Origin of the sequence: Streptomyces sp. N50, assembly GCF_033335955.1 — a bacterium.
Classification (GTDB): Bacteria; Actinomycetota; Actinomycetes; order Streptomycetales; family Streptomycetaceae; genus Streptomyces.
Genome location: NZ_CP137549.1, coordinates 1,886,947 through 1,906,237 on the forward strand (window position 1 = coordinate 1,886,947; position 19,291 = coordinate 1,906,237).

The window sequence follows — 19,291 nt, forward strand, 5'->3', positions numbered from 1 at the left end:
GGTAGATCGAACGGCGACGGGCGGGGTGAGTGACTCCCGCCTCAGCAGGACTCCTACCTGAGGAAGGGGTCCACCGCGATCGCCACGAACAACAGGGACACGTAGGTGATCGACCAGTGGAACAGTCGCATCTCCTTGAGCTTGCCGCCCGTCACCTCGGCCTTGGCCCGGTTCTGGAGCCCGTGCGCCTCCCACAGCCAGAAGCCGCCGGCCAGCAGCGCGACCAGGGTGTAGAACCAGCCCGTGTAACCGAGGGGCGTCAGCAGGAGCGAGACCGCGACCATGACCCAGCTGTAGATCACGATCTGGCGGGCGACCACCTTGTTGGAGGCGACGACCGGGAGCATCGGCACGCCCACGCGCGCGTAGTCGTCGCGGACCTTCATGGAGAGCGGCCAGTAGTGCGGCGGCGTCCAGAAGAACATGACGAGGAAGAGAATGATCGGCGCCCACGACATGGAGTCCGTGACGGCCGACCAGCCGATGAGCACCGGGAGGCAGCCGGCGATGCCGCCCCACACGATGTTCTGCGAGGTACGCCTCTTGAGGATCATCGTGTAGACGACGACGTAGAAGAGGAGCGCTCCGAGCGCCAGCCAGGCCGACAGCCAGTTGACGGTCAGGCCGAACAGCAGGGTCGAGATGACGCCGAGCGAGATGCCGAAGGCGAGGCACTCGCGGGGGCTGACCATGCCGGTGACCAGGGGGCGCTGCGAGGTGCGGTCCATCAGCGCGTCGATGTCGCGGTCGATGTACATGTTGAGCGCGTTGGCGCCGCCCGCGGACAGATAGCCGCCGACGCAGGTGAGGAGGACCAGCTTGAGGTCGGGCACACCCTGCTGGGCCAGGAACATCACCGGAACGGTGGTGATCAGCAGCAGCTCGATGATCCGCGGCTTCGTCAACGCCACGAACGCCATGACCCGGGCCCCGATCGGCCGCCGGCTCGGGCTCTGGCTCGCCCCGACAATCCCCGCTGGACGGGATTCAACGGCCGTCACGCACACCCCTGACAGAGACATCCCAGCAAGCCTTCGGGTGTGAACTCCCCGTAAAGGCTCACGCGTACCACGCCACTGTAGACGTTGCCCAGACCCGGACATTCGCGGGGGTGGGGTCGTGTTGGACGGCACCCCCGGAAGAGCTGATCGCCACTCTGTTGAGCACTCGAACGAGCACCTCCGTATTCAGTTGCCGAATGCGAAACGGACCAGTCGGGAGGCGGATCCGCGAGAGTCCCGGCAGTCTGGAATGACTCGAAAAAATGCGCGTTCTTACGGGGGTAGGCTCGACAACGGCCGGTGGGCGCCAAGTGCACCGGCATCCGACATGCGTGACATGTGGAGAGGAGCCCTGACCCAGGGTGAGCACCAAGCCGACCACAACAGACCTCGAGTGGACCGAGTTGGACCAGCGGGCCGTAGACACCGCCCGCGTCCTGGCCGCCGATGCCGTACAGAAGGTCGGTAACGGCCATCCCGGTACGGCGATGAGCCTGGCCCCGGCCGCGTACACCCTCTTCCAGAAGGTGATGCGCCACGACCCCGCCGACGCCGACTGGGTGGGACGCGACCGTTTCGTCCTTTCCGCGGGCCACTCGTCCCTGACCCTCTACACGCAGCTCTACCTGGCCGGGTTCGGCCTGGAGCTGGCCGACCTCGAAGCGTTCCGCACCTGGGGCTCGAAGACTCCGGGGCACCCCGAGTACGGCCACACCACCGGCGTGGAGACGACGACCGGCCCGCTGGGCCAGGGTGTCGCCAACGCCGTCGGCATGGCCATGGCCGCCCGGTACGAGCGTGGCCTGTTCGACCCGGACGCCCCCCAGGGCGAGTCGCCGTTCGACCACTTCATCTTCGCCATCGCCGGTGACGGCTGCCTCCAGGAGGGCATCTCCGCGGAGGCGTCCTCCATGGCGGGCCACCAGGAGCTCGGCAACCTCATCCTCCTCTGGGATGACAACCACATCTCCATTGAGGGCGACACGGAGACGGCCGTCTCCGAGGACACCGTCAAGCGCTACGAGGCCTACGGCTGGCACGTCCAGCGCGTCGCCCCGAAGCCGGACGGCGACCTCGACCCGCACGCCATCTACAACGCCATCGAGGCCGCGAAGAAGGTGACGAACAAGCCGTCGTTCATCGCGATGCGCTCGATCATCGCCTGGCCCGCGCCGAACGCGCAGAACACCGAGGCCGCGCACGGCTCGGCGCTCGGCGCCGACGAGGTCGCGGCCACCAAGCGCGTCCTGGGCTTCGACCCGGAGAAGTCCTTCGACGTCTCCGACGAGGTCCTCAAGCACACCCGCCAGGCGCTGGACCGGGGCCGCGAGGCGAAGGCCGCGTGGGACCCGTCGTACCAGGAATGGCGCACCAACAACCCGGAGCGCGCGGCCGAGTACGACCGCATCCGCGCGGGCGAGCTGCCGGCCGGCTGGGAAGAGCAGCTTCCCGCCTTCGAGACGGGCAAGTCCGTCGCCACCCGTGCCGCGTCCGGCAAGGTGCTCCAGGCGCTCGGCGCGGTCATCCCGGAGCTGTGGGGCGGCTCGGCCGACCTCGCGGGCTCGAACAACACGACGATCGACAAGACCTCGTCGTTCCTCCCTGCGGACAACCCGCTGCCGGAGGCGAACCCGTACGGCCGCACGATCCACTTCGGCATCCGCGAGCACTCCATGGGCGCGGAGCTGAACGGCATCACGCTGCACGGCAACACGCGTGCCTACGGCGGTACGTTCCTCGTCTTCTCCGACTACATGCGCAACGCCGTACGGCTGTCGGCGCTGATGCACCTGCCGGTGACGTACGTGTGGACGCACGACTCCGTCGGTCTCGGCGAGGACGGCCCGACCCACCAGCCGGTCGAGCACCTCGCGTCGCTGCGCGCCATCCCGGGCCTGAACGTGGTCCGCCCGGCCGACGCCAACGAGACGGCCATCGCCTGGCGCGAGGTGCTGCGCCGCTACACGAAGGTCTACGGCGAGGGCGCCCCGCACGGTTTCGCGCTGACGCGCCAGGGTGTGCCGACGTACGACGCCAACGAGGACACCGCCAAGGGCGGTTACGTCCTGTTCGAGGCGTCCACGGGGACGCCCGAGGTGATCCTCATCGGTACGGGTTCCGAGGTGCACGTGGCCGTCGAGGCGCGCGAGCAACTGGAGGCCTCCGGGGTTCCGACGCGGGTCGTGTCCATGCCGTGTGTGGAATGGTTCGACGCGCAGGACAAGGAGTACCGCGACAGCGTGCTGCCGCCGTCCGTCAAGGCGCGGGTCGCGGTCGAGGCCGGGATCGGTCTGACCTGGTACCGGTTCGTCGGGGACGCCGGTCGCATCGTTTCCCTGGAGCACTTCGGGGCTTCCGCCGACGGCAAGGTGCTCTTCCAGGAGTTCGGCTTCACTGCCGAGAACGTGGCTGAGAAGGCCCGGGAATCCATCGCCGCCGCCCAGAGCTGACGCTGACAAACGACACGTAGGAGATGCATTTTCCATGACAGACGCACTCAAGCGCCTCTCTGAAGAAGGCGTCGCGATCTGGCTGGACGACCTGTCGCGCAAGCGGATCACGTCCGGCAACCTCGCCGAACTGATCGACCAGCAGCACGTCGTGGGCGTCACCACCAACCCGTCGATCTTCCAGAAGGCCATCTCGTCGGGCGACGGTTACGAGCAGCAGCTCACCGACCTCGCCGCCCGCAAGGTCACCGTCGAGGAAGCCATCCGCATGATCACGACGGCGGACGTCCGTGACGCCGCCGACATCCTGCGCCCGGTCTTCGACGCGACCGCCGGCCAGGACGGCCGAGTCTCCATCGAGGTCGACCCGCGGCTGGCGCACAACACGGCGGCGACCATCGCCGAGGCCAAGCAGCTGGCCTGGCTGGTGGACCGGCCGAACACCCTGATCAAGATCCCGGCCACCCGCGCGGGTCTGCCGGCGATCACCGAGGTCATCGGCCTCGGCATCAGCGTCAACGTCACGCTGATCTTCTCGCTGGCGCGCTACCGCGAGGTCATGGACGCGTTCATCTCCGGCCTGGAGAAGGCCAAGGAGCGCGGCCTGGACCTCTCGAAGATCCACTCCGTGGCGTCCTTCTTCGTGTCCCGCGTGGACACCGAGATCGACAAGCGGATCGACGCGCTGGGCACCGACGAGGCCAAGGCCGCCCGCGGCAAGGCCGGTCTCGCCAACGCGCGGCTCGCCTACGAGGCGTACGAGGAAGTCTTCTCCTCGGACCGCTGGGCCGCCCTCGACAAGGCGCAGGCCAACAAGCAGCGTCCGCTGTGGGCCTCGACCGGCGTCAAGGACAAGGCGTACAAGGACACCCTGTACGTGGACGACCTGGTGGCGCCGAACACGGTGAACACCATGCCGGAGGCCACCCTTGAGGCCACCGACGACCACGGCCAGATCACCGGCAACACCATCTCCGGCACGTACGAGCAGTCGCGCGCCGAGATCGCCGCCGTAGAGGCGCTGGGCATCTCGTACGACGAGGTCGTGCAGCTGCTGGAGGACGAGGGCGTCGAGAAGTTCGAGGCGGCCTGGACCGACCTGCTCAAGTCGACCGAGGCGGAGCTTGCGCGCCTCGCCCCCTCGGAGGGCTGAAACCTTGTCGAGCAGCAACCCGCTGCGTGACCCCGCCGACCGACGGCTCCCGCGTATCGCGGGGCCGTCGGGCCTGGTCATCTTCGGCGTCACAGGCGATTTGTCACGCAAAAAGCTGATGCCCGCCGTGTACGACCTCGCCAACCGTGGTCTGCTGCCGCCGGGTTTCTCGCTCGTCGGCTTCGCCCGGCGCGAGTGGGCCCACGAGGACTTCGCACAGGAGGTCCACGACGCGGTCAAGGAGCACTCCCGCACGCCGTTCCGTGAGGAGGTCTGGCAGCAGCTCGTCCAGGGGATGCGCTTCGTCCAGGGCACCTTCGACGACGACGACGCGTTCGAGCGGCTCCGCGACACGATCGACGAACTGGACAAGGCCCAGGGTACGGGCGGCAACTTCGCCTTCTACCTGTCGGTGCCGCCGCGCTCGTTCCCGGTCGTCATCCAGCAGCTGAAGAAGCACGGGCTGGCCGACCAGGAGAAGGGTTCCTGGCGCCGCGCGGTCATCGAGAAGCCCTTCGGCCACGACCTCAAGTCGGCCGAGGACCTCAACAAGGTCGTGCACGAGGTCTTCGCCGCGGACCAGGTCTTCCGCATCGACCACTACCTCGGCAAGGAGACCGTCCAGAACATCCTGGCGCTCCGCTTCGCCAACACGATGTTCGAGCCGATCTGGAACCGGTCCTTCGTGGACCACGTGCAGATCACCATGGCCGAGGACATCGGCATCGGCGGCCGGGCCGGCTACTACGACGGCATCGGCGCCGCCCGTGACGTCATCCAGAACCACCTGCTCCAGCTGATGGCGCTGACCGCGATGGAGGAGCCGTCCTCCTTCTCCGCCGACGCGCTGGCCGCCGAGAAGGAGAAGGTGCTCGGCGCGGTACGGCTGCCGAAGGACCTGGGGAAGAACACGGTCCGCGGGCAGTACGCGGAGGGCTGGCAGGGCGGCGAGAAGGCCGTCGGCTACCTCCAGGAGGACGGTATCGACCCCAAGTCGAAGACCGACACGTACGCCGCGATCAAGGTCGAGGTCGACAACCGCCGCTGGGCGGGTGTCCCCTTCTACCTGCGCACCGGCAAGCGCCTCGGCCGGCGCGTCACGGAGATCGCGGTGGTCTTCCAGCGCGCCCCGCACTCCCCCTTCGACCAGACGGCGACGGAGGAGCTGGGCCAGAACGCGATCGTCTTCCGCGTCCAGCCCGACGAGGGCGTCACGGTCCGCTTCGGCTCCAAGGTGCCCGGCACCTCGATGGAGATCCGGGACGTCTCCATGGACTTCGCCTACGGCGAGTCGTTCACGGAGTCCAGCCCGGAGGCGTACGAGCGCCTGATCCTCGACGTCCTGCTCGGCGACTCGAACCTCTTCCCGCGCACCGAGGAGGTCGAGCTCTCCTGGAAGATCCTCGACCCGATCGAGCAGTACTGGGACAAGCACGGCAAGCCCGCGCAGTACCAGTCCGGGACATGGGGTCCGGTCGAGGCGGACGAAATGCTCGCACGAGAGGGACGGAGCTGGCGTCGGCCATGAAAATAGACCTCACCGACACCACTGCCAGCAAGATCAACAAGGCGCTCGTCAAGGGCCGCCGCGCGATCGGCACCCCGGCCGTCGGCATGGTGCTCACCCTCGTCGTCGTCACGGACGAGGAGAACGCCTACGACGCCCTGAAGGCCGCGGGCGACGCGTCGCACGAGCACCCCTCGCGCACGCTCGTGGTCATCAAGCGCGTCTCGCGCTCGTCCCGCAACCGCACCCAGTCCCGCCTCGACGCCGAGGTGCGGGTGGGCGCGGACGCGGGCAGCGGTGAGACGGTCATCCTGCGGCTCTACGGCGAGGTCTCCGACCACGCCCAGTCCGTGGTGCTGCCGCTGCTGCTGCCGGACGCGCCGGTGGTGGTCTGGTGGTCGGTGGACGCGCCGCGCGACCCGGCGAACGACCCGCTGGGCGCCCTGAGCCAGCGCCGGGTCACCGACAGCTACGCGGCGGAGAAGCCCGTCGACGAGCTGCGGTCCCGCGCCGAGAGCTACGAGCCGGGCGACACCGACCTGGCCTGGGCCCGCATCACCCCGTGGCGTTCGATGCTGGCCGCCGCGCTCGACCAGGTCGACTCGGAGATCGTCTCCGTCGAGGTGGCGGGCGAGGAGTCCAACCCGAGCGTCGAACTGCTCGCGATGTGGCTCGCCGACCGCCTCCACGTGCATGTCCGGCGTGCGGTCTCCGCGGGTCCCGGTCTGACCCAGGTGCGCCTGGAGACGACCGGCGGCCCCATCACGCTGCACCGCTCCGACGGGGCGATGGCCACCCTGGCCCTGCCCGGCCAGCCGGACCGCGCGGTGGCGCTCAAGCGCCGCGAGACGTCCGAACTCCTCGCGGAGGAGCTGCGCAGGCTCGACCCGGACGACACGTACGCGTCCGCGCTGCGGTTCGGCGTGGACCGGCTGGGCGGGATCCAGTCGGCGGCGGAGCGGGCGGAAGCCGCGGCTCAGCCGGTACCGGCGCTGCCGGTGCGCGCGGTGACGGAGCCGGCGGCGACCGGTGTGCAGTCGGCCGCCCTGGAGAGCGGGGGCGCCGACCGGCCCACCCCGGCGAAGATGCCCCCGGTCAAGAAGCAAGAAGGCTGATCCGCAGTGAGCACTCCCCAGCTCGTCGTCCACCGCGACAAGGAACTGATGGCCCAGGCCGCCGCGGCCCGGCTGATCACAAAGATCGTGGACGCGCAGGCCTCGCGCGGCTACGCCTCGATCGTGCTCACCGGCGGTCGCAACGGCAACGGTCTGCTGGCAGCCCTGGCGGGTCAGCCCGCCCGGGACGCCGTCGACTGGGGCCGCCTGGACCTGTGGTGGGGCGACGAGCGGTTCCTGCCCGAGGGCGACCCGGAGCGCAATGTCACCCAGGCCCGTGAGGCACTGCTCGACGCGGTGCCCCTGGACCCGAAGCGCGTGCACGCCATGCCCGCGTCCGACGGTCTCTACGGCAACGACGTGGAAGCGGCGGCGGCAGGCTACGCCGAGGAACTCGCCCGGTCCGCCGGTCCCGAGAACCACGGCGCCGTCCCGACCTTCGACGTCCTGATGCTGGGCGTCGGCCCGGACACCCATGTGGCGTCGCTCTTCCCGGAGTTGCCCGCCGTACGGGAGACCGAGCGCACGGTCGTCGGCGTCCACGGCGCCCCCAAGCCGCCGCCGACCCGGGTCACCCTGACCCTCCCGGCGATCCGGTCGGCCCGTGAGGTGTGGCTGCTCGCGGCCGGCGAGGACAAGGCGGAGGCCGCGGCGATCGCCCTGTCGGGCGCGGGTGAGATCCAGGCACCGGCGGCCGGTGCGCAGGGCCGCGCCCGCACCCTGTGGCTGCTGGACGCGGCGGCGGCTTCCCAGCTGCCCCGCGCGCTGTATCCGCCGGCTTCGGCCTGACACGGGCCACCTGTGGAAGCCCCCGTACGGCCTTCGGGTCGCACGGGGGCTTCAGTGCTTCACGTGGCTCAACGCCCGCGCAGCTCGCGGTACTTGGCGACCAGGGCGGTCGTCGACGCGTCCAGGCCGGGCACGTCCGCGCCTTCGCTCAGGGCGGGTTCGACGCGCTTGGCGAGGACCTTGCCCAGCTCGACGCCCCACTGGTCGAAGGAGTCGATGTTCCAGACGGCGCCCTGGACGAACACCTTGTGCTCGTAGAGCGCGATCAACTGCCCGAGGACCGACGGGGTCAGCTCGCGGGCCAGGATCGTCGTCGTGGGGTGGTTGCCCTTGAACGTCTTGTGCGGCACCAGCTCCTCGGGCACACCCTCCGCCCGCACCTCGTCCGGCGTCTTGCCGAAGGCCAACGCCTGGGTCTGGGCGAAGAAGTTGGCCATCAGCAGGTCGTGCTGCGCCTTGAGGCCTTCGCTCAACTCGGCCACCGGCTCGGCGAAGCCGATGAAGTCCGCCGGGATCAACTTCGTGCCCTGGTGGATGAGTTGGTAGTACGCGTGCTGCCCGTTCGTCCCCGGGGTACCCCAAACCACGGGTCCGGTCTGCCAGTCGACCTCCCGGCCGTCCCGGCCCACGTACTTGCCGTTCGACTCCATGTCCAACTGCTGCAGATACGCGGTGAACTTGGAGAGGTAGTGGCTGTACGGCAGCACCGCATGGGACTGGGCGTCATGGAAGTTGCCGTACCAGACGCCCAACAGGCCAAGCAGCAAAGGCACGTTGGACTCGGCGGGCGCGGTGCGGAAGTGCTCGTCGACGAGGTGGAAACCGTCGAGCATCTCCCGGAAACGGTCCGGGCCGATGGCGATCATCAGCGACAGGCCGATCGCCGAGTCGTACGAGTAACGCCCGCCGACCCAGTCCCAGAACTCGAACATGTTGGCCGTGTCGATGCCGAAGTCCGACACCTTCCCGGCGTTCGTGGACAAGGCCACGAAGTGCTTGGCCACGGCCTCCTGACCTGCCTTCAGCTCGGTGAGCAGCCAGTCGCGGGCCGAGGTCGCGTTCGTGATCGTCTCGATGGTGGTGAAGGTCTTCGAGGCGATGATGAACAGGGTCTCGGCCGGGTCGAGGTCGCGGGTCGCCTCGTGCAGGTCGGCGCCGTCCACGTTCGACACGAACCGGACCGTCAGACCGCGGTCGGTGAAGCTGCGCAGCACCTCGTACGCCATCGCGGGACCGAGGTCGGAGCCTCCGATGCCGATGTTGACGACGTTCTTGATGCGCTTGCCGGTGTGGCCGGTCCACTCGCCGGAGCGGACGCGGTCCGCGAAGCCGGCCATCTTGTCGAGCACGGCGTGGACTTGGGGCACCACGTTCTCACCGTCGACCTCGACCACCGCGTCACGCGGGGCGCGCAGCGCGGTGTGCAGGACCGCGCGGTCCTCGGTGACGTTGATCTTCTCGCCGCGGAACATCGCGTCCCGGAGGCCGAACACGTCCGTGGCGGCGGCCAGCGCGTGCAGCAGCCGCAGGGTCTCGTCGGTGACGAGGTGCTTCGAGTAGTCGAGGTGCAGGTCACCGACCTTGAGCGTGTAGCCGGTGCCACGCCCGGGATCGGCGGCGAACAGCTCCCTCAGCTGCACCTCGCCGAGCTCCTCCCGGTGCTTGGCCAAGGCGGTCCACTCGGGCGTCTGGTTGAGCCTGGTACGGCCGTCTGCGTTCATTGCGACTTCAGCCTTCTTTCCTACCGACCTGCGGGCCTGTTCCAACCTAATTGATCAGCCCGTGACGCGAGCTGTCGTCGCGTCGTCCTCCAGGGCAACAACAGGTACGTCCGGCTTGACCGCCGGTATCAGTGCCAGGACCGACAGAACGAAGAAAACCGCGGTGAGCAGGGCGGGTGTGTTCAGCCCCCAGGCCGTGGCGGCGGCGCCACCGAGGAGGGCGCCCAGCGGGGCCCCGGCGACGGCCAGGGTCCGGAAGGCGGAGCTGACCCGGCCCAGCATGTCGGCGGGGGCGCGCTGCTGCATCAGCGTGGTCGTGTTGACGTTCCACAGCATGCTCATGAAGCCGAAGACGCCGAGCGCCGCCACGACCGCGATCAGGCTGCGCACGGAGCCCATGACGACGAGGGCGCCGGTCTGCACCAGGCCCGCGAGCAGCACGCTCCGCATCGGGCCGAGGCGGGTGGTGATCCGCCGGTTCACCGCTCCCCCGGCCAGGCCGCCGACGGTGAACGCGGTGGTCGCCGCCGCGTATCCGGCGGTGCCCGCGTCCAGCCAGCCGGTCACCAGGACGACCAGGGTGGCGATCAGGGCGCCCATGCCGATGTTGCACAGGGCTGTCGCTGCGCACAGCCCCCGCAGGGGCCGGTCGCGCCACAGGGTGCGCAGCCCGTCCGCGATCTCTCCGCGCAGGGTGCTGCCGGCTGGTCCGGGCGCGCGCTCGGGCGCCGTGATCCGCAGCGAGGCGACCAGCGCGGCGGCCAGGAGGAAGGTCCCCGCGTCGGCCACGAAGGGAACCGCCGCTCCCGCAGCGATCAGCAGCGGAACCACGGGCGTTCCCATCAGGCCGCCCGCGATCTTCTGCCCGGTCATCAGCCGGGCGTTGGCGCTGCCGAGCGCCGCCCGGTCCACCAGGGCGGGCAGCAGGGCCGTGGAGGCGTTGTCGAAGAGGGTCTGGAGCGTGGTCAGCGCGAAGGCGAGCGCGATGAGCAGCGGGATCGAGGCGTGGCCGAGTGCGACGGCCACGGCGAAGGCGGCGACGAGCAGTCCGCGCACCGCGTCGACCGTCCACATCGCGCGCCGCTGGTCCACCCGGTCCGCGACCGCGCCGCCGAGCAGGCCGAAGATGATCCAGGGCAGATAGCCGCAGGCGGTCACGGAGGCGATGAGGAGGGGCCGGTCCGTCAGCGAGACGGCGAGCAGCGGCAGCGCGGCCGTACGCAGGGCGTCCCCGAAGCGCGACACCACCGCCGCGCTCCACAGTCGCCCGAACCCCCCGCGCCACGCGGGCACATGACTGCCCGTCACCTCGACCGTCGTCACCGCTCCCCCCCACGATTCGTCACTTCACAAACCGTAGAGGGCACCACTGACAATCGGTCCGGGGGCGGGTCGGCCACCGGGCTGCGAAACAGCTCCGGCCAGACACCTTGTGGGCGTCCGGCCGGTTCAACTCCTAGATTTCTCCCCGCAGTTTGGCGAGCGCCTCGGCGAGGATCGCCTCGCCGTCCGCGTCGCTGCGCCGCTCCCGTACATACGCGAGGTGCGTCTTGTAGGGCTCGGTGCGCGGCGGGTCCGGCGGGTTGTCCCGGTCCTGTCCGGCCGGGAAGCCGCAGCGCGGGCAGTCCCAGGTGTCGGGAACCTGCGCGTCGCTGGCGAAGCTGGGCTGCGTCTCGTGCCCGTTCGAGCACCAGAAGGAGATGCGCAGCCGGGGCGCGGACTCGCCACGCTCGGCCTCGCCCATCGGCCCCGCCCCGACCCGGCTTCCACGGATCGCGTTGCCACTTGCCACGGTCGTAACTCCCTGCGTGATGGTGCCGCGAAGCGAGTCGGCGTTTTCGCTCCGTTGCGAGCGCCTCAGTCTACGTAAGGCCCAACGCGCGTCCAGTGGTTGGAGTTACAGCCCCTACACCTAGACGCAAGCCCCATGATAGGCCGCGCTCAGCTGCGCGTACCGAACATGGGGCCTTACGTACGGAATGTGCGAAGGAACGTGCGGTCAGCTCGTCTTCATCAGCAGGCCGAGCACGACGATGCAGGCGAACCAGAGCACACCGAGCACCACGGTGATGCGGTCCAGGTTGCGCTCGGCGACCGAAGAGCCGCCGACGGACGACGCCATGCCGCCACCGAACATGTCGGAGAGACCGCCGCCCTTCCCCTTGTGCATCAGCACCAGCAGCATCAGCAGCAGGCTGAAGACGATCAGGGCGATCGAGAACCCCAAAACCACGGCTGGACCAACTTCCTCGGATTCGGATGGACGACAGGGGCATAGCGGCTGGCGCTATGCCCCCGCAAGGGTACGACGGATCCTGGCTACCGCCTACACACTGCCGGACTCACTACTGGTCGCGGAAGCGCGCGATCTTGACGAACTCGTCCGCGTCCAGCGAGGCACCGCCGACCAGGGCGCCGTCGACGTCGGGCTGAGCCATGATCTCGGCGACGTTGCCGGACTTGACGGAGCCGCCGTACTGGATGCGGACCTGGTCGGCCAGCTCCTGCGAGTACAGCTCGGCGAGCTTGCCGCGGATGGCCTGGCAGACCTCCTGGGCGTCGCCGGCGCCGCAGACCTTGCCGGTGCCGATGGCCCAGACGGGCTCGTAGGCGATGACGATGGACTCGGCCTGCTCGGCGGGGACGTCCTTGAGACCGCCCTCGACCTGGGAGAGGGTGTGGGCGACGTGGTTGCCCGCCTCACGGATGTCGAGTTCCTCGCCGACGCAGAGGATCGGGGTCAGGCCGTGCTTGTAGGCGGCCTTCACCTTGGCGTTGACGATCTCGTCGGTCTCCGCGTGGTACTGGCGGCGCTCGGAGTGGCCGATCGCCACGTACGTGCACTTCAGCTTGGCCAGCATCGCACCGGAGATCTCGCCGGTGTAGGCGCCGGAGTCGTGCGCCGAGATGTCCTGGGCGCCGTACTTGATCTTGAGCTTGTCGCCGTCGACCAGGGTCTGCACGGAGCGCAGGTCGGTGAAGGGCGGCAGGACGGCGACCTCGACGGCCTCGTAGTCCTTGTCCGCGAGGGCGAAGGCGAGCTTCTGGACGTGGGCGATGGCCTCAAGGTGGTTGAGGTTCATCTTCCAGTTGCCCGCCATGATCGGCGTGCGCGTGCTCATGTAGGTCAGTCCTCCAGTGCGGCGAGACCGGGGAGCGTCTTGCCCTCGAGGTATTCGAGGGAGGCGCCGCCGCCGGTCGAGATGTGGCCGAATGCGGTCTCGTCGAAGCCCAGGATCCGGACGGCCGCGGCGGAGTCGCCACCGCCGACGACCGTGAAGGCCGGGGAGTCGAGAAGGGCCTGGGCGACCGCCTTGGTGCCCTCGGCGTAGTCGGGGTGCTCGAAGACGCCCATCGGACCGTTCCAGAAGATGGTGGCCGCGTCGGCGAGCTTCGAGGCGTACAGGGCACCGGTCTCGGGACCGATGTCGAGGCCCATCTGGTCGGCGGGGATGGCGTCCGCGGCGACGGTGGTGGGGTGGGACGGGGCCTTCGTCTTCAGGTCCGGGAACGCGGACGCGGTCACGACGTCGACCGGGACGACGAGCTCGACGCCGTTCTTCGCGGCGCGCTCGACGTACTCGGTGACGGCGGGAATCTGGTCGTCCTGTACCAGGGAGGCGCCGATCTCGTAGCCCTGGGCCTTGAGGAAGGTGAAGGCCATGCCGCCGCCGATGAGGATGCGGTCGGCCTTGCCGAGCAGCTGGTCGATGACGGCGAGCTTGTCGGAGACCTTGGAGCCGCCGAGCGCCACCACGTAGGGCCGCTTGACGTCCTCGGTGAGCTTCTTCAGGACGCCGACCTCGGTGGCGATGAGGTAGCCGGCGTAGTGCGGCAGACGGGCCGGGAGGTCGTACACGGAGGCGTGCTTGCGGTGCACGGCACCGAAACCGTCGCCTACGTAGACATCCGCCAGGGCGGCGAGCTGGTCGGCGAACTCGCCGCGCTCGGTGTCGTCCTTGGAGGTCTCGCCCGCGTTGAAGCGCAGGTTCTCGATGACCGCGACCTGGCCGGGCTCCAAGCCGCGCACCGCGTCGTGGGCGGCGGGGCCGACGGTGTCCTGGGCGAACGCGACCGGCGCGCCGAGGAGTTCGGCGAGGCGCTCGGCCGGCTGGAGGAGGGAGAAGGCCGGATCCGGGGCGCCCTTGGGGCGGCCCAGGTGCGAGGCCACGATCACCTTGGCGCCCGCCTCGACGAGGGCCTTGACGGTGGGCAGCACGGCGCGGATGCGGCCGTCGTCGGTGATGAGGCCGTCGGCCAGCGGGACGTTGAGGTCGGCGCGGACGAAGACCCGCTTGCCGTCCACGCCTTCGGCGAGAAGTTCGTCGATCGTCTTCATAAAGGGACTCCTAGGGAGGGCTCTTCAGATCCGAGAGGGCTGATCGATCACTACGTAGTGACGGCCGAAGGCTCGGACACTACGTAGCAAGGGCTCGGACAGCGCGGCGTGCGCTGACCGAGCCCTGACTCACATCGAGTTGCCTGCTCTGGGAGTTAGAGCTGGCCGCCGACGAAGACCGTGAGGTCGACGAGGCGGTTGGAGTAGCCCCACTCGTTGTCGTACCAGCCGAGGATCTTCACCGTGTTGCCCTCCTGGACCATGGTCAGGAGGGAGTCGAAGGTGCAGGAGGCCTGGTCGCCGACGATGTCGGAGGAGACGATCGGGTCCTCGGTGTAGGACAGGTAGCCCTTGAGGTCGCCGTCGTCGGCGGCCTTCTTGAACGCGGCGTTGACCTCGTCCTTGGTGACCTCGCGCTGGAGCGTCACGACCAGGTCGGTGGCCGAACCGGTCGGGACCGGGACGCGCATCGCGATGCCGTCCAGCTTGCCCTTGAGCTGCGGGAGGACCAGGGCGGTGGCCTTGGCGGCACCGGTCGTGGTCGGGATGATGTTCTCGGCGGCGGCACGCGCGCGGCGCAGGTCCGAGTGCGGGAAGTCCAGGATGCGCTGGTCGTTCGTGTACGCGTGGACCGTCGTCATCAGGCCCTTGACGATGCCGAAGTTCTCGTCGAGAACCTTGGCCATCGGCGCCACACAGTTGGTGGTGCAGGAGGCGTTCGAGATGACGTGGTGGTTGGCCGCGTCGTACTTGTCCTGGTTGACGCCCATCACGATCGTGATGTCCTCGTCCTTGGCCGGAGCCGAGATGAGGACCTTCTTGGCGCCGCCGGCGATGTGCTTCTCGGCGTCGGCCTTCTTCGTGAAGATGCCGGTCGACTCGATGACGATGTCGACGCCCAGCTCGCCCCACGGGATGTCGGCGGGGTTGCGCTCGGACAGCACCTTGATCGTGTGCCCGTCGACGGTGATCGTGTCGGCGGTGTGCGACACCTCGGCCTGGAGGCGGCCCAGGATGGTGTCGTACTTGAGCAGGTGAGCGGTGGTCGCGGTGTCACCCAGGTCGTTGACAGCCACGATCTCGATGTCAGCACCCTGCTTCAGCAGCGCGCGGAAGTAGTTACGACCGATGCGGCCAAAGCCGTTGATGCCTACGCGGATCGTCACGAACCGATCTCCTCGTTGGTACGCCGGCTCAGTGCCGGCGAGTTGTATGGGATGTCCCCGACCGCCTACGACCCTACCCTCCTGAGCCCGCCGTGGTGACATCGAGATGCCCCATACACGGCAGGGCGGTCCGTACCCGCCAGTAGGGGTACGGACCGCCCTTGATGTTCATGACATCGTCACACAGGGTCAGCTGGTCAGAGCGGTCAGCGCCTTCTTGAGGAGAGCTGCCCGGTCACTCGCCGAGGTGACCTGTTCCAGACCGAAGCCGAGCAGCACGGTGCGGTCGGTGGTGACCGCGCCGTACGTCTGGAACAGGGCTCCGGTGCGGGTCCAGTCCTTCAGGACCGCCGGGCTGCCCGGAGGCGGTCCCGTCACGCTCCAGGCCCCCAGGGAGGTCTCGAAGCCCTCGGTCTGGGTCGCCGTACCGCCCACGACGAGCGAGGTGTCGTCGGCGAGGACGCCGTGGCCGCCGGAACCCGGGTCGGTGATGTAACTGAGCGAGACCTCGACCGACTTGCCCGCGTAGGCGCTCAGGTCGAAGCCGACCTGCTGCCAGCCGTTGGAGGCGCCCGTGAAGCTGTTCCACGAGCCGGTGGTGCCGGTCGCGGTGCAGCCGCTGGTGGAGAAGGTCAGGTAGTGCTTGAGCCAGGGGTGCTCGGCGACCAGGAAGCCGGCCTCGCACTCGGACGGCAGGGCGGTGCTGGTGGCGCCGCCGACCTCCGGGAGCGTGGTCCAGTCGTCGGCCCCGGTGGTGTGGATCTCGACCACGGCGTGGTCGTAGCCGGGCTCGGTGTCCCACAGCAGCTCGCTGCGCAGCGTGGGCTTGTCGGCCGCGCTCACCCCGGTGAGGTCGATGGTGCGGGTGAGGCGCTTGTAGGCGTCGTCGGTGTGGACGGCGGCCGCCATGTAGGAGCCCGCATACGGACCGTACGGGTTGACGGTCCCGGCGAACTGGCCCGCCCCCGCGCTCGCAAACTGCGGGTACGTGGTGGGCGACAGCGAGTCGGAGGTGACGCTGTAACTGCCCGCCCGGTCCAGCGGGTTGCCGGGCGCGCCGCTGAGCGGCCCGGTGAAGCCGGCGAGCTTGCCGGAGCCATTGAATCCGGTGGCCCCGGGGAGGGACGTACGCGAATAGGCACCCAGGTAGTACTGGCTGAAGTCGTTCGAGGGAGTGCCGTCGGCGAGGGCGACGGAGCCGCCCGCCTGCTCGCCGGCCTCGATCAGCTTGCCGCCCTCGTTGAGGTAGGCGCGCAGCTGGAGCTGGGTGTCGTTGCCCGGGCCACTCACTCCGGAGTAGTGGACGACGGTCTTGAAGTGGTCGAGCACACCGAGCGCGTCGGGCGCGCCCTGGGTGGCGACGTCCCAGACGACCGCCTTACGGCCGTCCGCCTTCAGCGCGTCGACGTAGGTCTGCGCCTGGGTGGCGGCGGCGCCCTCCTCGGCGACTACGAGCGTGTCGGCCGCGGGCCGCCTGGCCACCGTGTACGTGAAGTGCGCGCTGGAGGTGCGCTTCCCGGCCTTCGTCTCACCGGTGAACCACACCTCGACCTTGTCGCCCGGGTCGCCGTCCTTGACCTTGGCCCGGTACTCGTCGAAGTACAGGTTGTCGTCCCCGCCGTAGGTCTGGCCGCCCTTCCAGGGCTTCAGTGCCATGTCCTCCGTACGGCCGCCGTTGACGCGGTACTTGAGCTCCTTGTCGCGCACGGACTTCCGTACGACGACGGAGACCTCCTGGTCGGCGCCGCGCGAGTACGACGTCGGGAAGGTGGCCGGGGTGAAGTCGGCGGCGCTGAGGCCGACCGACGACGTGGGCTGGTCGGGGTGGGCGGCGGTCTCGGCGACGGAGAGCGCGAAGGGGATGTTCTTCTGGAACTCGTCCTGGATCAGCTTCTCGTCGTCGGGGAAGTTGAAGACGGACTGGCAGTCGGCCGCGTTCCAGGCGTCGTTCGGGTCGATGTTCGACGCGGTCTGGCAGGTCGACATCTCGGGGGTGAACATCGACATGTGGTTGACGTTCGACGCGTGGCCGTCCGCCTCGCCGTTGGTCGTGTACAGCTCCGAGGAGACCTGCGAGTGGTAGCCGGGGATCGCCGGGTTGTCGGGCGTACCCGCGAGCGCCTTGTAGAGCACGTCGTCCGGGGTCGGGGTCGCGACCTGCCAGCCGACTCCGTAGAGGAGGAGTTCGGCGGCGGAGTGGTAATTGATGCCGTAGGTGAAGCCGATGCGCTTCTCGAAGGCGTCGAGTGCGGCGGTCTCCGGCTCGGAGTTCGGGGCCGCGCCCCGGTAGGTCTCGCTGGTCGGGTTCGGGGACGAACCCTCGTCGTCGTAGCCCCACTTGTAGGCGAAGTTGCGGTTGAGGTCGACGCCGTCACCGGTGGAGATGGTGCCGTCGCCGTTGACGTCCCGCAGGTTCTTGCGCCACAGGCGGGTGTCGGAGTTCTGGAAGGTGTAGTCGTAGCCGTCCGGGTTGGCCGACAGCACGAACCACAGCTCGGTCGAATCGACGATCTTCTTGATGCGCTTGTCGGTCTTGTAGTTGTCCAGGTAGTAGTGCATCAGCCGGCGGGTCATCTCCGGGGTGATCCACTCGCGCGCGTGCTGGTTGGACACGTACAGCACGGAGGGCTTGGAGCCGTCCTTGGTCTTCTTCGCGTTCTTGGTCAGTTTGAGCGCGAGGATGTCCTGGCCGTCGATCGTCTTGCCGATGGACTCGACCTTGGTGAGACCGGGGTTGGCCTGGCCGGTCTTGAGGATCTCCTCCTCCAGCCCGCCGCTTCCGCTGTACGGACGGAACACCCCCTGCGCCGCGTCCTCGACCCGCGCCTCGGCCTTGGCCGACAGGGTGTGCTCGGTGAGGTCGACGCCCTGCTTCTCCAGCTTCTGGGCCTGCTGGTCGGTGAGATAGACCTCTACGGCTGTCTTGCCGGAGGCCGAGAACTGGTTGTCGCCGAGTTCGTGGGCGTCCTGTCCGGCCTTCAGGAGCAGGGGTATCTGCTTCTGGGTGACGTCGGCGTGGAAGACCTTGACCTCGGCGGGGTCGGACTTCGCCGAACTCCCGCCCTGCGCCTGGGCGATGGGTGCGATGCTCGCCCCGGCGATCAGGAGGGCGCCGACAGCGAGGATCGATCTCGCTCTGTGTCTCATGAATCCCCCTAGCAATCGTTCACCACAGCGGCGAACAGTTGCCAGGCTCATGACACTTCATGATCGAGTCAAGGGGGCGTCACGGATGGTCAAACGGGGGGTGGGGGTGGGGACTTGGCGGGGGTTGGTGGGGGGCGGGCTTGGGTGGGGTGAGGGGTGGGGGCTTGGGTGGGGCGGCGTCCGGCGGGGTGGGGGGCTTGGGCGGGTCCGGCGGAGTGGCGGGCTTGGGTGGGGTGGGGGGCTTGGCCGGGTCCGGCGGACCGGCGGGGGTGAGGGCTTGAGGTTTGGGCGGGGTCCGGCGGGGCGGGGGCGCTTGGGCCGGGGCGGCGGGGCGGCGGGGCGGCGGGGCGGCGGGGCGGATCGTGGCAAGGAGGCGGGGTCGCCGCATACCTCTTCGGGGTCCAGACCGGCCTTGCTCGCAAGCCGGGCCAGTCCAGGCGGCGTTGCTCGCGGGCCGGACTACATCGAGTTCTGCGGCGCCCAAGGCGGATGCGCGCCGACGCGTGGGTTCTCTGGTAGGCCCGGCCGATCTCCTTGAAGGGCGCGGATCGGGCGCGGGCCGTTTCTCCTTGCGGGGCGCAGGTCGTCGATCCGCCCCGGCCTGGTCAGCCGGCAGGCATGAAGGGGCGCCTGCGCCGGTGTATCGGCAGTTCGCCACCACGGGGACGAGGGCGTCCACAGCGGAGAAGTGCCGGGGCCAGGGTCTGCCGGGGCCAGGGTCTTTCGAGGGGGCCTGCGGGTCTCCCCAGAGTCGCAGGGGGCGGCACGCATTCGCCCGGCGGGAGCCCTCGCGGCCTAGCCCTCGGCCGTCGGCGCCCTCGTACCAACCTGTCGTCGTCGATTCGTCGTCGATTCCCTCCGGGCCGGATCCACCGCGCACGCCCGGACAAGGCCCGCACCGGC

At 69.1% G+C, this 19,291-nt stretch carries 14 protein-coding genes; 5 read left to right on the top strand and 9 right to left on the bottom strand.

Annotated elements, in window-relative coordinates:
- Positions 1-53: 53 nt before the first annotated feature.
- Positions 54-1,007 carry a heme o synthase gene (locus tag R2B38_RS08105; RefSeq protein WP_411978563.1) on the bottom strand — a complete coding sequence of 318 codons (954 nt, stop codon included), beginning with the start codon at positions 1,005-1,007 and terminating at the stop codon, positions 54-56.
- Positions 1,008-1,363: 356 nt separating this feature from the next.
- On the opposite strand from R2B38_RS08105, the gene tkt reads away from it, so the two are divergent.
- From tkt to pgl, 5 genes are read left to right on the top strand one after another with little or no spacing between them, the layout of a single operon-like run.
- Positions 1,364-3,451 (top strand): transketolase, encoded by a 2,088-nt coding sequence (gene tkt / locus R2B38_RS08110; protein ID WP_318015611.1) that lies wholly within the window; start codon positions 1,364-1,366, stop codon positions 3,449-3,451.
- A gap of 34 nt (positions 3,452-3,485) precedes the next feature.
- Positions 3,486-4,604, top strand: a complete 1,119-nt coding sequence (gene tal, locus R2B38_RS08115) for a transaldolase (RefSeq protein ID WP_318015612.1) — start codon at positions 3,486-3,488, stop codon at positions 4,602-4,604.
- A gap of 4 nt (positions 4,605-4,608) precedes the next feature.
- A complete protein-coding gene (zwf, locus tag R2B38_RS08120; RefSeq protein ID WP_318015613.1) occupies positions 4,609-6,132 on the top strand; it encodes a glucose-6-phosphate dehydrogenase in 1,524 nt (507 codons plus the stop codon).
- Positions 6,129-7,226, top strand: a complete 1,098-nt coding sequence (gene opcA, locus R2B38_RS08125; RefSeq protein WP_318015614.1) for a glucose-6-phosphate dehydrogenase assembly protein OpcA — start codon at positions 6,129-6,131, stop codon at positions 7,224-7,226. The genes zwf and opcA overlap by 4 nt, the downstream gene beginning before the upstream one ends.
- A 6-nt stretch (positions 7,227-7,232) precedes the next feature.
- Positions 7,233-8,015 carry a 6-phosphogluconolactonase gene (gene pgl / locus R2B38_RS08130; protein ID WP_318015615.1) on the top strand — a complete coding sequence of 261 codons (783 nt, stop codon included), beginning with the start codon at positions 7,233-7,235 and terminating at the stop codon, positions 8,013-8,015.
- A gap of 68 nt (positions 8,016-8,083) precedes the next feature.
- On the opposite strand, the gene pgi is transcribed toward pgl, so the two are convergent.
- From pgi to R2B38_RS08170, 8 genes are all read right to left on the bottom strand, one after another.
- Positions 8,084-9,736 carry a glucose-6-phosphate isomerase gene (pgi, locus tag R2B38_RS08135; RefSeq protein ID WP_318015616.1) on the bottom strand — a complete coding sequence of 551 codons (1,653 nt, stop codon included), beginning with the start codon at positions 9,734-9,736 and terminating at the stop codon, positions 8,084-8,086.
- Between the two features lie 54 nt (positions 9,737-9,790).
- Positions 9,791-11,059 carry an MFS transporter gene (locus tag R2B38_RS08140; RefSeq protein ID WP_318015617.1) on the bottom strand — a complete coding sequence of 423 codons (1,269 nt, stop codon included), beginning with the start codon at positions 11,057-11,059 and terminating at the stop codon, positions 9,791-9,793.
- 133 nt (positions 11,060-11,192) lie between these two features.
- Positions 11,193-11,528, bottom strand: a complete 336-nt coding sequence (locus R2B38_RS08145) for an RNA polymerase-binding protein RbpA (protein WP_003957010.1) — start codon at positions 11,526-11,528, stop codon at positions 11,193-11,195.
- A 207-nt stretch (positions 11,529-11,735) separates the two neighbouring features.
- A complete protein-coding gene (gene secG, locus R2B38_RS08150; RefSeq protein ID WP_078652560.1) occupies positions 11,736-11,969 on the bottom strand; it encodes a preprotein translocase subunit SecG in 234 nt (77 codons plus the stop codon).
- Positions 11,970-12,081: 112 nt separating this feature from the next.
- Entirely contained in the window at positions 12,082-12,858 is a 777-nt protein-coding gene (gene tpiA, locus R2B38_RS08155) for a triose-phosphate isomerase (RefSeq protein ID WP_318015618.1), read from the bottom strand.
- Between the two features lie 5 nt (positions 12,859-12,863).
- Positions 12,864-14,075, bottom strand: a complete 1,212-nt coding sequence (locus tag R2B38_RS08160; protein WP_318015619.1) for a phosphoglycerate kinase — start codon at positions 14,073-14,075, stop codon at positions 12,864-12,866.
- Positions 14,076-14,230: 155 nt separating this feature from the next.
- Positions 14,231-15,241 carry a type I glyceraldehyde-3-phosphate dehydrogenase gene (gene gap, locus R2B38_RS08165; protein WP_033283115.1) on the bottom strand — a complete coding sequence of 337 codons (1,011 nt, stop codon included), beginning with the start codon at positions 15,239-15,241 and terminating at the stop codon, positions 14,231-14,233.
- A gap of 189 nt (positions 15,242-15,430) precedes the next feature.
- Entirely contained in the window at positions 15,431-18,388 is a 2,958-nt protein-coding gene (locus R2B38_RS08170) for a M14 family metallopeptidase (protein ID WP_318015620.1), read from the bottom strand.
- Positions 18,389-19,291 lie beyond the last annotated feature (903 nt).